Raw genomic sequence first — 14,081 nt, 5'->3', positions numbered from 1 at the left:
GTTGGCGCAGTCGAGGCAACTCAGCGAGCCAGGCAGCGCCTCAACTCCTCGGCATCGCCGACCTAACCGAGAACGCCGCGCACGCTCTCCCACTGACTGTCCGCCAAGCTCGCGTAGCGCTGGGTCGTTCGTAGCGATGCGTGCCCGAGGAGAGTCTGAACCTGCTGGATAGGCACGCCCGCGCGTACCAGTCGGCCCGCGTACGTGTGCCGCAGATCGTGGGGCCGCACCTTTCCCAGTCGTCGTTTGTCGTCGCCCTCACCGACCCACGCCACACGTGACGCGGCCTGGAAGCGCTTACCGAAGTTGTCCGCGTCGTACGGCCGGCCATCGACATGCGCGAGAAGCAGTCCACTGCGGATCGATCGGCCCGCCACGTATCGCACTGGGGCCGGTTCACCGAGACCGTCCCGCTTGATCGCGGCCACCAAGATCTTGGTCAGCGTGTCACCAATCGGGATCACCCGCTTCTCGTGGTCCTTCGGAGGCTTCATTCGACGTGCCGCTTTGTCCCAAGCCCATTCGATCGAGATCGTCTTTCGCTTGAGGTCGATGTGCTCCTTGTGCAAGCCTTGGGCCTCGCCCATCCTCATGCCGGTTCCGATCAGTACGTCGACGATCAATCGATCTGCCGGTTCCAGCGGCTCGCGCAGTGCAGCGTATTCCTCGATCTCGAGAAACCGCTCAGGGGACGGACCTGCCTTGGGCAGGTCGATGTCTTGGCATGGGTTATCTGCGATCAGCTGCGCTTTGCGCGCGGCCTTCATCGATCCACTCAGTAGGTGGTAACACTTCTCCACGCTGGTCGGCGCCATGGCGTCGCGTAATTCTGCGACCCACTCCTGTACGTCCTGCTGGCTGATCCCCTTCAGCAGTACGTGCCCCCATCGGGGCGTCAGATGCTTGCCGATACGTTGATCGTCAATCTTCTGGGTGCCCTCTTCGACGGTCCGCAGGGCCTTCCATTTCGGCAGCCACTCACCCCAGGTCATCGCTGGAGCCGGGCGCGTGGGGTTCTCACGCTGCTGGTCTTCTTTCGCAGTCGCCTTGCGCTTCGCGAGATCCTTGCTCGTGAAGATCCCGGCGCTCCGCTTCTTGCCGAACGCGTCACGATAAATTCCGCGGTATCGCCCGCTCGGAAGCTTCTCGGCCCATCCCACGACTTGCCCCTTCCCGGTTCACTTCCGCCTGGGTGCAGCTGTTCACCGGGGCGCTGACACGAGTCACTGTACGTGGGGCAGCATGGCATCGTAAATGGGGCAGATCATGGGGCAGACAGGTGTCATTCCGTGTCACCCTGTGTCTAATTTGTCACTTGGCTGCGAGCGTGAAACTTGCTGGCCTGCACGGATATCCTGCGCCGTACACGCTGGCTGCCGACCTAATCGGTCCGCAACCACTGTGCTGGTTTTACACACCAGCGGTCGGGGGTTCGATCCCCTCTGCGCCCACCGAAGAAGTACCAGCTGAACAAGGGCTTTCTAGGCCCGACCTTCTGCTCCAGGCGCATTATGTGGAGCACGTAACCATTCCAGCCAAGCCGCCTGCCATCACCACGGGGCCGCACCATCGCCCGCTGCCACCCCAGATTCCGAACACTCACACATCCGCTCGCACGCACAGCGAAGCGATGAGTCATGCACCACTCCAGGTTCGGGATGTTGCGACGACCACTAGAACCCCAGTACGCGGAACGAGGGTTCAGCCGACCGCGAGTTTCACCACCGAATTGGGGCCCAGGTCGGTGACGTATATGTTGCCCGCCGTGTCTACCGCCACACCCTGGGGATTCTTCAGGCCGGTGAACGGCAGCGGGGTCGGCGTCGACGCGCCCGCCGCCAACCTCACCACCCATTTATTACCCCAGTCGACGACGTACAAGTCTCCCGCCGGGTCGACCGCCATACCCTGGGGATCTTTGAGCCCAGTGAACGGCAACGTGGTCGGCGCCGGCGCGCCCGCCGCCAACCTCACCACCCGCTCGGTACTCAATTCGGTGACGTATACGTTGCCCGCAGTGTCGACCGCCACACCCTGGGGATCTTGGAGCCCAGTGAACGGCAGCGGGGTCGGCGCCGACGCGCCCGCCGCCAACCTCACCACCCGATCATTACCCCGGTCGCCGACGTACACGGCTCCCGCCGTGTCGACCGCCACACCCTGGGGATCTTTGAGCCCGGTGAACGGCAGCGGGGTCGCCGTAGACGCGCCCGCCGCCAATTTCATCACCCGATCGTTACTCGTGTCGGTGACGTAAATGTTGCCCGCAGTGTCGACCGCCACACCCTGGGGATTATTCAGGCCGGTGAACGGCAGCGGGGTCGGCGTCGACGCGCCCGCCGCCAACCTCACCACCCGATCGTTACCCATGTCGGTGACGTATACATTGCCCGCCGTGTCGACCGCCACATCGGTGGGCAGGCTGACGCTGGTGAACGGCAGCGGAGTCTGTGACGAGTAGCCCGGGGCGATAGCTGTGGGCGAGTTGCCACCGCCGTCTGATTCCCGTTGGACACCGATGACGACAGCTACAGCAGCCGCCACCATAACCGCGACCGCGGCGGCGAGCAGCCCGGCGGTCTTGGGCGACATTCTGATTCGCCGCCCATGGCGCACAGCCACGCCCCGGGTGGTGCTGACCGCGGAATCGCCCACCGCGGCACAGGCCGCCGCGGCCAGCTCGCGCACGGTCTGGTAACGATCGTCCGGGTTTTTGGCCATTCCCTTGGCGATGACCGCATCGAACGCAGACGGTACATCGGGTGTAGTGGTGCTGGGACGCGGCGGCGGGGTGTGCAGGTGATGGGCGATCACACCCTGCACCCCCGCTGCGCTCGCAAACGGCGGTCGGCCGGTCAGGCACTCATACAGCACGCACGTCAACGCGTACACGTCCACTCGGGCATCGGGCTTGACCTCCGCGCCGATCTCCTCCGGCGCCATGTAGGCGACGGTGCCGATGGTCTCGCCGATCGTGGTCAGCGTACGGTCGTCGGCGGCGTGGGCGATCCCGAAGTCGATCAGGGAGGCGAACTCATCGACCCCTAAAAGGATGTTGGTGGGTTTGACATCGCGATGGACCAGCCCGGCGTCGTGGGCCGCCTGCAGCGCGCCGGCCACCTGTGTGATGATCGCCACCGCCCGCCGCGGCGACAAGGCCCCTTCTCGGCTGATCACCTTGCGCAGGTCGGTGCCCTCGATCAAGCGCATATTCAGGTAGAGCCGACCGTCGATGTCGCCGAAGTCGTGGATGGGGATCACATGCGGCTCGGTCAACTGCGCCACCGCCCGGCACTCCCGGCGGAACCGCTCACGCAGCTGCTCGTCATCGGCGAAGCGCTCGGGCAACACCTTGAGCGCCACCACCCGGTTGGTCAGCGAATCATGCGCCCGCCACACCTGGCCCATGCCTCCCTGACCCAGTAGCGACAGAAGCCGATAGCGTCCGAACGCCTCCGCTGACAAAGTGGCGTCCCCGCCACCCACTGACGTGTCATCCATTGTGCCGTCCTGTGACCACTCGACTGGCAAACGGTGTACTTGCTTGCATTCCAACCCCCGACTGAGCTGGTAGCCCCACGCTAGTTGCTTTAGCCAGGCCAGACAGTCGAGATTCGGCGCTATCGTCGGCGCGCGAATTTCCCAGCCATGCTCGTGCCCAGCAAGTACGCGGCCGGGCACTGCCCCGCCACCGGTGCGAGTGCGCGGACCGTGCCCGGAAATCCGCCAACAAACCTGTCGCAAGTTCAGCGTACCTCTGAGCCATACGACCAACTTCGTGAAGCTGGTCGTCCAGCACCACTCGGAGGCTACAAGGTACGCCTTCTCCACGTCCGTCTCCGCGATGAATTCGTATTTCACTGCTGGCGGCTCGCGACGAAGGCGGCCGCTTTTTCCAAGAATTCCGCCTTCATGCGCAACTCCCGGTTCCCCCGCTCCAGCTCACGCAACCGAACAATTCCTCTGCAACCGGACACCTCACGGCCACCGAGTCGCCGACTCGGATGAGATCCGGCGCGATAGGCGCTGCGGCGCTCTGAGCGACCAGGGCGACGCCGGGCATGATCGCCTGGCCGAACGGAATAACGCGTGCGCCTTCTGCAACGTCCTCCGGATGTCCTGCCAGATCACCGAGAACGAGCTGAACTTCGGCGATCTAACCATCGACGAACGTGACCGTCTCGTCGAGCGGCGCCCGGCCCGTACGGGCGTCATCTACCGTGACGTCCTCGAACCCGATCGACATGCCACAGAAGAGGATGAGCTCATCCGGGGGTGACAGGACCTCAGCGACGGTCTTGCGATACACCGACCACGCCATCTGCGGGCAACTGTGCAGCCCTTCGGCGCGGAGCAGCAGCATGACGGTCTGCAGATACATGCCGACGTCGGCCCATTGGGCCGGGCCCATGTCGCGGTCGATGTAGCAGAACAGGGCGGCGGGCGCGCCGAAACAGTCCCAGTTCGCGGCAGCGGCCCTCTGGCGCGCCTCCCAGTCCTCGCGCGAAATACCGAGTGCGCCGTAGCGCTGCTCGCCGAAGGCGGATCGGCGCTCGCGGTACGGCGATTTCAGCGCGGGTGGGTACATCTCGTACTCCCGCTCGTCCCAGGGGTCGCCGATGGCCACTCGCTCGCCGGCGCGCTTCTCGAGTTCGGCCAGCGGCGCGCCGGTCAACACGTAGACGTGCCACGGCTGGATGTTCGATCCGGACGGCGACCAAGCCGCGGCCGATAGCACACGCTCCAGAACCTCCCTGGGGACAGGCTTGTCGGTGAATCCGCGCACCGCTCGTCGGCTCGTAACCGCCTCATAGACGTCCATGATCACCTACCTCCAAGCTCCCCCTCTGCTCAACGCGTCCGAGTTCGTTACATCCATGATAGTATCATTCAATAGCATATCATTCAATACTATTCGGTAGCATAAGTGGCCCAGCACACCATAAGAAGGGTGGCTTATGCCGGAACCGACTACGAACATGATGGGCGGTTACTACTCCGCCACGGGAACGATCTTCACCCTGGCCGACGCGGACCGCGCCGGGATCGTCGGCGCGGAGCAACAACGGCCCCTGCCCCGAGTCCGGATTCGCCGCGAAAGCCGCGTGAGACGGCGCGCGCGCCCACGTGACAACCGCCACGCTGACGCGCCTAACCGTCAGCGGACAGGAATCGGGTGAGCAGATCCGTCAACTGCTCGGGTTCGCCGTGCCCCAGCACAGCAACCAGACGCTCGGCCAGGGGCTCCGCCGCCACGTGAGCGGCCTTGAAGAGCTCGAGGCCCTGAGGTGTGATCTCCACCGCCCGCACCCGCCGGTCCCCCGGAACGGACTTACGCACGGCCAGCCCCCTACCCTCCAGGTCGTCCACGACGCGCATGATCCCCGCCTTGTCCGAACCCGTCGCCTCCACCAAGTCCCGCTGTCCTGTGGGCCCGCGGTCGACCAGCACGATCAGCACGGCAAAATGCCGCAACTCGATGCCGAGCGGCCGAAGCGCCTCCGCCATCACCGCCGCCGCGCGCCAATGCGCCCGGCGCAGCAGCAACCCGAGAGCGAAGGGCGACGCATCCCCGGCGCGGCCGGTCGCGTACGAGGCGGTCGTCTGCTGAGAAATGTCTGCGGCCATGAGGCGACCTTACCAGAAATTAATATCACTCGATACGGTATCATTTGAAATTATCTACTGTGCAACCAGGCATTCAGCTCATCCGCGTCGTCGGCTTCCCGGCTCGGACCCGGCCGACTACCCGACCTCGGATACTTGCCTCAGCCGCACTGGCAGCACAAGAGATGGGCCCCACAACCGCCGCCGGCGGGCGCGAATCACACCATGTCCCTCTCCCGGCCTCGGGCTGCTCGCGACCGATCATCCTTTCGGGCCGCCAAGACGATGAGTGCCCCGGAGATGATCCCGGCGAAGAACGGGGACGGCACAAGAAGGACGCCGCCCAACACACACCACGCCGCGAGGCCCCAGCCGATCCCGGCGGGCACAGCGACCCCACGTCCAGCGAGATGCCATGTCAGGCAACCCAAGAGAATCAGGGGCACGGCGAAACTTCCAGGACCGCCCCAGAAGGTGACTTCATTCTGCAGGGACTCCACCGACCGAATTGCGTCTCCATCCGCGAGCACGAGCGGGACGGCTGCCCACATGCCCCGATCCACCCAGCGGTGATGTCCGACCAAGCGACGAGCGCCAGCAAAGATAAGTGCCCTACTCCCAGCACGAGCATGATCCCGCTCGCCCAGCGGAGCAAATGCTTTCCGGAGTTCATCATGACCTCTCTTCTTCACACTCGGCTGCATGATCGCGGTCGCACCAGGCTCGTTCCCATTGCCGGGTCAGGGCCGGGTAGACGATGAGGTATCGGAACGGGGCGATGGCGGCCATGTAGAGCCGCCCGAACCACCCGTTGGGCTTGACGAGGACGGCCATCCGCAGCTCATATTCGCCGTTCGCTCCTCGAACCCAGCCGAGATGCATCACGGTGTGCACCGTCTTGTTGGCAAGCTCGCGAGCGGACTCCTTATCGAGCTCGTAGACCGCATCGAGGGGCATGCCCTCGTTGTCCGGACCGCGGGAAGCGGCGCGGACGTCGCCAGGCAGGCGGTCGCGCAGCGAGGCAACCCGCGCACCGATGCCCGCTGACGGTTTGTCCCAGCCGAGGAGCGCACCGAGCTTCCACCGCACGGCGAACAGGAACCGCACCGGCCACGCCTGCTGCACGGGTCCACCAGCGGCTCGCATCGCCGCGAGCATCGCCGGGAAGTCGTCAGGCCCGGCTCCGGGAGTGCGGAACGCCCACACGTCCTCGACCGAGAAGTCGCTTGTCAGTTCGTGGATGCGCCACGACTGCTCGGTGTAGGTGGTCTTTGCGAGTCGCGGCATGAGTTGACCCCTCATCTATACGGTGCCGTACATTTCATATGTACGGTATCGTATAAATTCAATGCGCTCAATGGAGGTGTCCCGATTCCTGCCGTGCCCCGCACAACACGAGCCCGCTGGATAGACGCGGGCCTCGAAGCCCTCGCACGGGGAGGACCCGACGCAGTCCGCGTCGAAACGCTCGCCACCGAGCTCGGCGTGACGAAGGGCGGGTTCTATGGGCACTTCGATGGCCGTCCCGCGTTCCTCACGGAAATGCTCGACGAGTGGGAACGCCGCTCCACCAAAGACGTCATCGCCCAGGCCGACGCTGACGGCGGCGACGCCGCCGACAGAATCCGGCGCGCCGGCCGACTGACCTTCTCGGAAGACCTTCACCGGATCGATCTCGCGATCAGGGCCTGGGCCCACCGCGACCAGTCCGTCGCGACGCGCCTGCGGCGCATCGACAACGAGCGGATGCAGTTCCTACGGAAGATGTTCGGCGCCTTCATCACCGACCCCGACGAGATCGAGGCACGCAGCACCCTGGCGTTCGCGCTCGCGATCGGCCGCCACTTCATCGTCGCGGACCACCCTGGGTACACCAAACGCGAAGTGGTCCAACTTGCGGGAGAACACCTCTTGCGCCCGCAACTGTGAAACGTCCGATTCGCGCGCTCTCGCGGCCTTCGATGAACTGCGGGCCCACCGAACCCCTGATCACCATCGCGAGTCTGTCCAGCAGTCGCCAGCACAGCCACGACCAGACCTCAGGGGGAATGGGGCGCCATCCCCGGCACCCCGCAGCTCGGGAATCCCACCTATCCCTCTAGAGCTTTCCTTGCACGCTTTTCCAACGATTTGATGTACTCGTCCAGCAAAAACCCGCCGAAAAACCCTATAACAGATAACCTCCATCCGACCAGCCGGACGCTTTCCCGATCGAGCAGGATTCCTTTATCAGTGACAAAGACATTCACACCTTCTGCCAATATGAACACCGCAAATGAGACCAGTATCGCCTGAAAGAAGTCATAGAGACGTCGGCGCCAATCATATCTTCCCGAAGCTATCGAATGCCGCAGCATGACACCCAAATACGTAGCGAACAATATCATTGCATACGCCCATACAAGAGGGGGAATCAGACCCCCGTCCACTCTCAGTAAAGCCGCTATCCATCCGACAACCAAACTCAAACTGACAATCACAGAAGACACAGCATCCGAAGCTCGAACTTTGGCAATCGGATTACGTCGGGCAAAATCCACCGCAGCATCGAGCAGCTCACCGGCCCACGTCCCACTCTCTCGCCAAGGCCTCTGGAGCACCGCTACCTCTTCAGACGTGTAGAACCGCTTGAAGTCTCGCCATGCATGTTCCGATGCTCCACCGAATATCGGGACTACGAACACCGGCTTCCCGAGGGCTTCGGCAGAGTATATTACCGTTCCGGTGCCTCGCTCCGTCCCGGCGAGTGAGATAACTAAATCAGCCTCGTTAATTGATTTCAGATGAACTACTCGCCAGCCCCCATCCACGTAGCGCTGGTCGATTTCTACATTGTTCAGTGAACCGAACAACTCTGCCGTCACTCGATCCGCTAGCGGATCCGCGAGACCCCGATCCAATCTATAGAAAATTACCCGCGCCACTTCAGCAGTTTGATCCATTCCTTCCAGAACATATCTGTCGGCCGTGGACTCACTTGTCGAACAGAGTATCACCCTATGGTTTTGTCGCGCCAAGACGCTACCCAGCGCTCTACAAGCGGACCTGAAGTCATTCAAATTTTCATCCGATTGATCACGGAATGAACCTACAACCAGAATCTTCATCCTGAGAATCGCACTCCCCTTGTCAAGAACGTATAAGCAGTCCCCCCAACCACCACGCCTCCCTATCGGCCAGGCTTGCGGTTGCGCAGGGCACCCGTATCCCAGGGTGCTCAAAAGGATAGCCGCACTTGGGAACGGCACGCCGCCGCATTTCGCCCACTCGCCACACTGGCCCGCTTCCAAGACGCCCGAAGTGCGTCGGCGGGTGAGCAGACCACCGTTCCGGCCATCTCGTCCTCATCGGCGTCCTCACCGACCCTGCCCGCGAGGCAAGCGACCCCGCTGACGACGGGGTCGCTTGCCTCGCGGGTGTGCGTGGTCAAGGTTCTAGGTACAGACGCTCGCACGGAAGGCGAGGCAGCCCGGTGGCGTCGCCGGGGATAACGGTCACCGCGTCGGCGCCGACGGAAATTCGGCGCCGGTACTATGCGAGTAGCGCACGCGCAGCAGGTGAATCACGCCATCGCACACGCACCAGATAGCGGTCGCCCCGTCGTGCTCGGTGGTGCGTGTCTCAGCAATAGTCCGCAGCCCTACCGGGCGTCGCGCAGGTCCGGCACACGCGCGCACGGCGTCGACAACGGCGATCCCGGATGGCCGGAGTGTGTCGCGCGGTGGATGCACTCACATCCGCGAGATACTGCGCGAAGACCGCCTTCGGGCTGCGTGACAATGCTCGCGCCCTGTACGAACGCGTCGGCATCGCGGCCCATTGGAGTGGCGTGCGGCCGCTTCCGGATCTTCCGTTTGCAGCTCGCCAGCCCTCTCGATTCAGTTCCCGCTGACGGGCCGACGTCGTTGGTGGCCCTTCCAGCGCCATTGCTGGATGCGGGACTGTTCATAGATGTAGCGGTCTCGCTACCTCATCTGTTCAATTGAAGGTCGCGGAACCGTCTTGGGGTGGCCCGCTGAGGCCCTGACAAGAACGGTACGTCGAGCGTCGATGGAGAATAAGCGTCGGAACCGACATCTTTCGCGTGTTTTCCGACATCGTCACTTCCTCACCGATGAGGCCGGGTTGGAGCAGCTGTATTCGTGGCTGCCGATACCGGAATATCCTCGGTCCCAGGCTGGTGCCGGGATTCGCTGGTTCGCGGGCCCGGATGTTCTGTTGCGCGTGGACCGAGCAGGATGGCTGTTTGTCCGGGCACGCACTCCCGAAGCATTGGACCGGGTCCACCGCTCCTTGCCCGGAGATTGGTAGCTCGTCGAGAATTCTTGGCAGGGAGGTAGTTCGACGGCGCGCACGGATCGCGTGATTACGTCTATCCCACGTCGCGACGCAGCCAGGTGACCTCGGCGCCGGACTCGGTTCCGTAGCGGTAGATTTCGAGGTCCTCGTCCCAGTCGGTGCCGAGGGCGCGGTCGATTTCCGCGGCCAGGTCGTAGGAGGAGTACTTGCCGAGTTCGCGGGTGGCCTGCAGCATCGCGCGCAAGCGCATCTCACCGATGGTGACGTCGCCGTTGGCGCTGGTGGAACCGTGCCACAGACCCAGGCCGGGGACGAAACTGTAGCGCTCGCCGTCCACGCCGTCGCTGGGGTCCTCGGTCACCTCGAAACGCAGCACCGGCCAGGAGCGCAACGATTGGGCGATCCGGGAGGCGGTACCGACGGGACCGATCCAGTCGCTGGTTGCGCGCAGTTGGCCGTCGGCCGGTTGTGCGGTCCAACGCAGTTTTGCCGGGGAGCCGAGGGTCGAGGTGAGTGCCCACTCGACATGCGGGCACAGCGCGGCAGGCGACGAGTGGATGTAGACCACACCCGCCGTCGCATCCGCGAACTGACTCGATGCTCGCACCACCAATACCTCCAGCTTCGACGAGGAACGTCTTCCCCAACGACTCGTCGAACTGGCGTTGCCCGAGTGTACTGGAGTGCCCGAAGTTACACGTGTTACTTTGCGATCGTGTTGCGTGCGGCTTTCGCCTCCGCAATGACGGCATCGCTGAAAGGCGGCCAGGCCGCACGCGCCCAGTCGCCGAAATTCTCGTCGCTCAGCGCAAGGCATGCCACCCCTGCGATCGGGTCGACCCACAGAAAAGTCCCGGATTGGCCGAAATGACCATACGTGCGTGGCGAGTTCGTGCCACCGGTCCAATGCGGCGTCTTTCCGTCGCGAATCTCGACACCGAGCCCCCAGTCATTGGGGCGTTGCGAGCCGTAGCCGGGCAGCACGCCATTGAGTCCGGGGAATTGGACCGAGGTGGCCTCGGAGTGTGTTTGGACGGAGATCAACTGCGGGTCCAGCAATTCGGCCGCGAAACGCGTCAGGTCGGCAGCGGTGGACCGGCCCGCGTGTCCGGCCGGGCCCGCGAGGACTGACGCCGTCATGCCGAGCGGCTGGAACACCGCGTCGCGCAGATACTCCTCGAACGCGATACCGGTCTGCTCGGTGACGAACCCGGCGAGCACCTCGAAGCCCGCACTCGAGTAGATCCTGCGGGCACCGGGGGCCGCCTGGACATCGGTGGTGTCGAACGCGAGTCCCGACGCGTGCGCCAGCAGGTGGCGCACCGTGGCGCCCGGCGGCCCGGCGGGCTGGTCCAGTTCGACCGCGCCCTCCTCCACCGCGACCAGCACGGCGTAGGCCACCAACGGCTTGGTCACCGACGCGAGCGGGAACACCCGGTCGACCTCGCCCTCGCTCGCCGTGCCGCCGTCCACGGTGACCACCGCCGCCGCCGCGTGCCGAACCGGCCATTCCCGAATCTGTTCAAGTGAACGCACGCTGCGAGCCTACGAGAACCCCGCCGCTGCCATCGACTCACCATGCGTGACAAGCCCGAGATGCACTTCGCGGGCCGGCAGCAGCATGTCAGCCGATACCCGATCCCGGACGACGACGTGGCATTCGAGCGCACCTGGCGGGCGAGGGGGACGCTACGGTTCGACCTCGGCGAACCGGTCCCGTACGACCTGATCGCACAGACGCCACCCCGCTCGCCGAACAGCGCTGATCCGGTCTACCAGTCTGCTTCGGTGTACTTGATGATGCCGCGAATGTTCTTGCCGTCCAGCATGTCCTGGTAGCCCTGGTTGATCTCCTCCAGCGAGTAGCTGCGGGTCACCATGTCGTCCAGGTTGAGTTGGCCGGACTTGTACAGCGCGAGCAGGCGCGGCGCGTCCTGGCGGGCGTTGCCGCCGCCGAAGATGCAGCCTTTCACCGTCTTCTGCAGCATGGACAGCAGGAAGCTGTTCAGCTTGACGTCGCTCTCGTCCATCCGGCCCATCGCGGTGACCACCACGGTGCCCGCCTTGGCCGTGAGGATGAGGCCCTCTTCGATGTACTCGCCGTGCATCTCACCCATGGTGAGGATGACGTTCTCGGCCATCCGTCCCTCGGTGGCCTCCATCAGCGGCATGATGGCCGCGGCCATGCTCTCGTAGGTGTGCGTGGCGCCGAACTTCTGCGCCTGCTCACGTTTCCACGGGTTCGGGTCGATGGCAACGACTTTCGAGGCCCCGGAGAGCACAGCGCCCTGCAGCGCGCTCATGCCGACGCCGCCGATGCCCGCGATCACCACCGTCTCGCCGGGAGACACCTGGGCGACGTGGGTGGCGGAGCCGAAGCCGGTGGGGACACCGCAGCCGACCAGGCACGCCACCTCGAACGGAATACTCGGATCGATCTTCACCACCGAGGTGTGGTGCACCGTCATGTACGGCGCGAAGGTGCCCAGCAAGCACATCGGGATGACGTTCTCGCCGCGTGCCTGGATCCGGTAGGTGCCGTCGCTGATCGCCTGCCCCATCAGCAGGCCCGCGCCGAGGTCGCACAGCGCCATGCGTCCGGAGACGCAAGCCGGACAGCGGCCGCAGGCAGGGATGAACGACAGGATCACATGGTCACCGATCTGCAGGTCGGCGGGGGTATTCGGCCCCAGCTTCGTGATCACGCCCGCACCCTCGTGGCCGCCCATCACGGGATAGGCGGGCATCGGGGTCGCACCGGTCACGATGTGGTGGTCGGAGTGGCACATGCCGGCCGTTTCCAGCCGGATCTGCACCTCGCCTGCGACCGGGTCACCGACCTCGATCTCCTCCACCGACCACGGCTGGTCGATCCCCCACAGGATCGCGCCCTTCGTCTTCATTCCTGTCGACCCTCTCGCATGCACGTGCTTATATGTGACTGCACCCACAGTACGAGAAAAATGGAACGCGTTCTAGTACCGGCCAGAAAATTCAGCGATATGGCCGAACAAGCACTCCGAACGCGTTCCAGTCCTGAGCCGAAAGGTCATGCCATCAGGCGCTGCGCCCGCTCGAAAAGCTCCAGCGTGATGGCGTGCAGGAAGTCGCCGACCCGCTTGGGCGCCTTGCCCGCGAACGCGCGGGCGTGCGTGCCCTCCAGGACGATGCCGAGCTTGAAACAGGCCAGCACGGTGTACCAAGGGACAACGCGCAGATCGCGATCGGAGAACCGGCCGTAGTGCGCGACCATCTCCTCCGGGGTCGGCAGACCGCCGACCGCGCCGAGCTTGCCGACCAGGGCCGCGCCGGTGGTACCCGGCTCCGGCCGGGTGGCGATCTGCCAGCCGAGGTCGAGCAGCGGGTCGCCGATCGTGGACATCTCCCAGTCGACCATCGCCGCGACCTGCGGACCGTCGAAGGAGAACATCATGTTCGCCAGATGGCAGTCGCCGTGCAGGATCCCGGGCGTCCAGTGCGCGGGGCGGTTACGGTCCAGCCACTCCCCGACCCGCTCCACCCCGGGGATCTCCGGCCCCGGGTAGCCCTCGTTCACCGAGTACGACTCCAGTTCGCCGAGCCAGCGCGGCACCTGCCGCTCGAGAAAGCCCTCCGGCTTGCCGTAATCGGCCAGGCCGAGCGCCTGGTAGTCCAGCGCACCGAGCCGCGCGACGGCCTCGACCGCGGACAGGCCCATCTGCCTGCGGATCTCCGGATCGCTCGCGTGCGGTTCGGGCAGCTCGTTCTGTGGGTTGAACCCGTGGATCGGCTCCATCAGGTAGAAGACCGCGCCCAGCACTGATTCGTCGGGGCAGGCCGCGATCACTCGGGGCGCGCGCACCTCGGTGCCGTTGAGCGCGCCGAGCAGGCGGGCCTCACGCCGGATCACGTCGTTGCTCCTGGCGCGCAAGTGCTTCGGCCCCCGACGCAGCACATACCCGCGGCCGCCACGGACGAAGCGAAGCATGATGTTCTGCGTTCCACCACCCAGCACGGTCACGTCCTCGAAATCGCCGGCGGGAAGCCCCTGCTCATCCATCCACTTTCCGACGACGGCGAAGTCGACGACCGCGGGATCCACATCCGCTCCTCCGCCGCTCCGCGCCTTTTGCCGATCTGTCGGCGCCTCCGGAGTCGCGTCGCGGACCGGCGGTTCATCCGATCGCCCGGTTTTG

At 64.6% G+C, this 14,081-nt stretch carries 12 protein-coding genes; 1 reads left to right on the top strand and 11 read right to left on the bottom strand.

What is annotated here, in order from left to right:
- Window positions 1-62 precede the first annotated feature (62 nt).
- The 6 genes from OHB12_RS33595 to OHB12_RS33575 form a co-directional block, all read right to left on the bottom strand.
- Window positions 63-1,160 (bottom strand): tyrosine-type recombinase/integrase, encoded by a 1,098-nt coding sequence (locus OHB12_RS33595; RefSeq protein ID WP_327114149.1) that lies wholly within the window; start codon window positions 1,158-1,160, stop codon window positions 63-65.
- Window positions 1,161-1,701: 541 nt separating this feature from the next.
- Complete coding sequence (locus OHB12_RS33590; protein ID WP_327114147.1) at window positions 1,702-3,501, bottom strand: serine/threonine-protein kinase PknD; 1,800 nt, start codon at window positions 3,499-3,501, stop codon at window positions 1,702-1,704.
- Between the two features lie 655 nt (window positions 3,502-4,156).
- On the bottom strand, window positions 4,157-4,822 hold the full coding sequence (locus OHB12_RS33585) for a nitroreductase (protein ID WP_327114145.1): 666 nt from the start codon (window positions 4,820-4,822) through the stop codon (window positions 4,157-4,159).
- A 329-nt stretch (window positions 4,823-5,151) separates the two neighbouring features.
- Complete coding sequence (locus tag OHB12_RS33580) at window positions 5,152-5,628, bottom strand: MarR family winged helix-turn-helix transcriptional regulator (protein WP_327114144.1); 477 nt, start codon at window positions 5,626-5,628, stop codon at window positions 5,152-5,154.
- A gap of 197 nt (window positions 5,629-5,825) precedes the next feature.
- A complete protein-coding gene (locus OHB12_RS36555) occupies window positions 5,826-6,158 on the bottom strand; it encodes a DUF6463 family protein (RefSeq protein WP_442799907.1) in 333 nt (110 codons plus the stop codon).
- A gap of 121 nt (window positions 6,159-6,279) precedes the next feature.
- Window positions 6,280-6,894, bottom strand: a complete 615-nt coding sequence (locus OHB12_RS33575; protein WP_327114143.1) for a DUF2867 domain-containing protein — start codon at window positions 6,892-6,894, stop codon at window positions 6,280-6,282.
- Window positions 6,895-6,930: 36 nt separating this feature from the next.
- On the opposite strand from OHB12_RS33575, the gene OHB12_RS33570 reads away from it, so the two are divergent.
- Window positions 6,931-7,536: a TetR/AcrR family transcriptional regulator gene (locus tag OHB12_RS33570; protein WP_327121712.1), complete on the top strand. Its 606-nt coding sequence runs from the start codon at window positions 6,931-6,933 to the stop codon at window positions 7,534-7,536.
- Between the two features lie 161 nt (window positions 7,537-7,697).
- On the opposite strand, the gene OHB12_RS33565 is transcribed toward OHB12_RS33570, so the two are convergent.
- The 5 genes from OHB12_RS33565 to OHB12_RS33545 all read right to left on the bottom strand — a co-directional run bounded on the left by OHB12_RS33565 (window position 7,698) and on the right by OHB12_RS33545 (window position 13,945).
- Window positions 7,698-8,471: a hypothetical protein gene (locus OHB12_RS33565; protein WP_327114142.1), complete on the bottom strand. Its 774-nt coding sequence runs from the start codon at window positions 8,469-8,471 to the stop codon at window positions 7,698-7,700.
- 1,508 nt (window positions 8,472-9,979) lie between these two features.
- On the bottom strand, window positions 9,980-10,513 hold the full coding sequence (locus OHB12_RS33560; protein WP_327114141.1) for a DUF3145 domain-containing protein: 534 nt from the start codon (window positions 10,511-10,513) through the stop codon (window positions 9,980-9,982).
- 95 nt (window positions 10,514-10,608) lie between these two features.
- Window positions 10,609-11,442 (bottom strand): serine hydrolase domain-containing protein, encoded by an 834-nt coding sequence (locus OHB12_RS33555; RefSeq protein WP_327114140.1) that lies wholly within the window; start codon window positions 11,440-11,442, stop codon window positions 10,609-10,611.
- A 236-nt stretch (window positions 11,443-11,678) separates the two neighbouring features.
- On the bottom strand, window positions 11,679-12,809 hold the full coding sequence (locus OHB12_RS33550; protein WP_327114138.1) for an NDMA-dependent alcohol dehydrogenase: 1,131 nt from the start codon (window positions 12,807-12,809) through the stop codon (window positions 11,679-11,681).
- Window positions 12,810-12,955: 146 nt separating this feature from the next.
- Window positions 12,956-13,945, bottom strand: a complete 990-nt coding sequence (locus OHB12_RS33545; protein WP_327121711.1) for a phosphotransferase family protein — start codon at window positions 13,943-13,945, stop codon at window positions 12,956-12,958.
- Window positions 13,946-14,081 lie beyond the last annotated feature (136 nt).

The organism is Nocardia sp. NBC_01730, assembly GCF_035920445.1.
Taxonomy (GTDB): Bacteria; Actinomycetota; Actinomycetes; order Mycobacteriales; family Mycobacteriaceae; genus Nocardia.
Note: the sequence above shows the minus strand (reverse complement) of the source record. Positions and strands in the feature narration are given on the sequence as shown.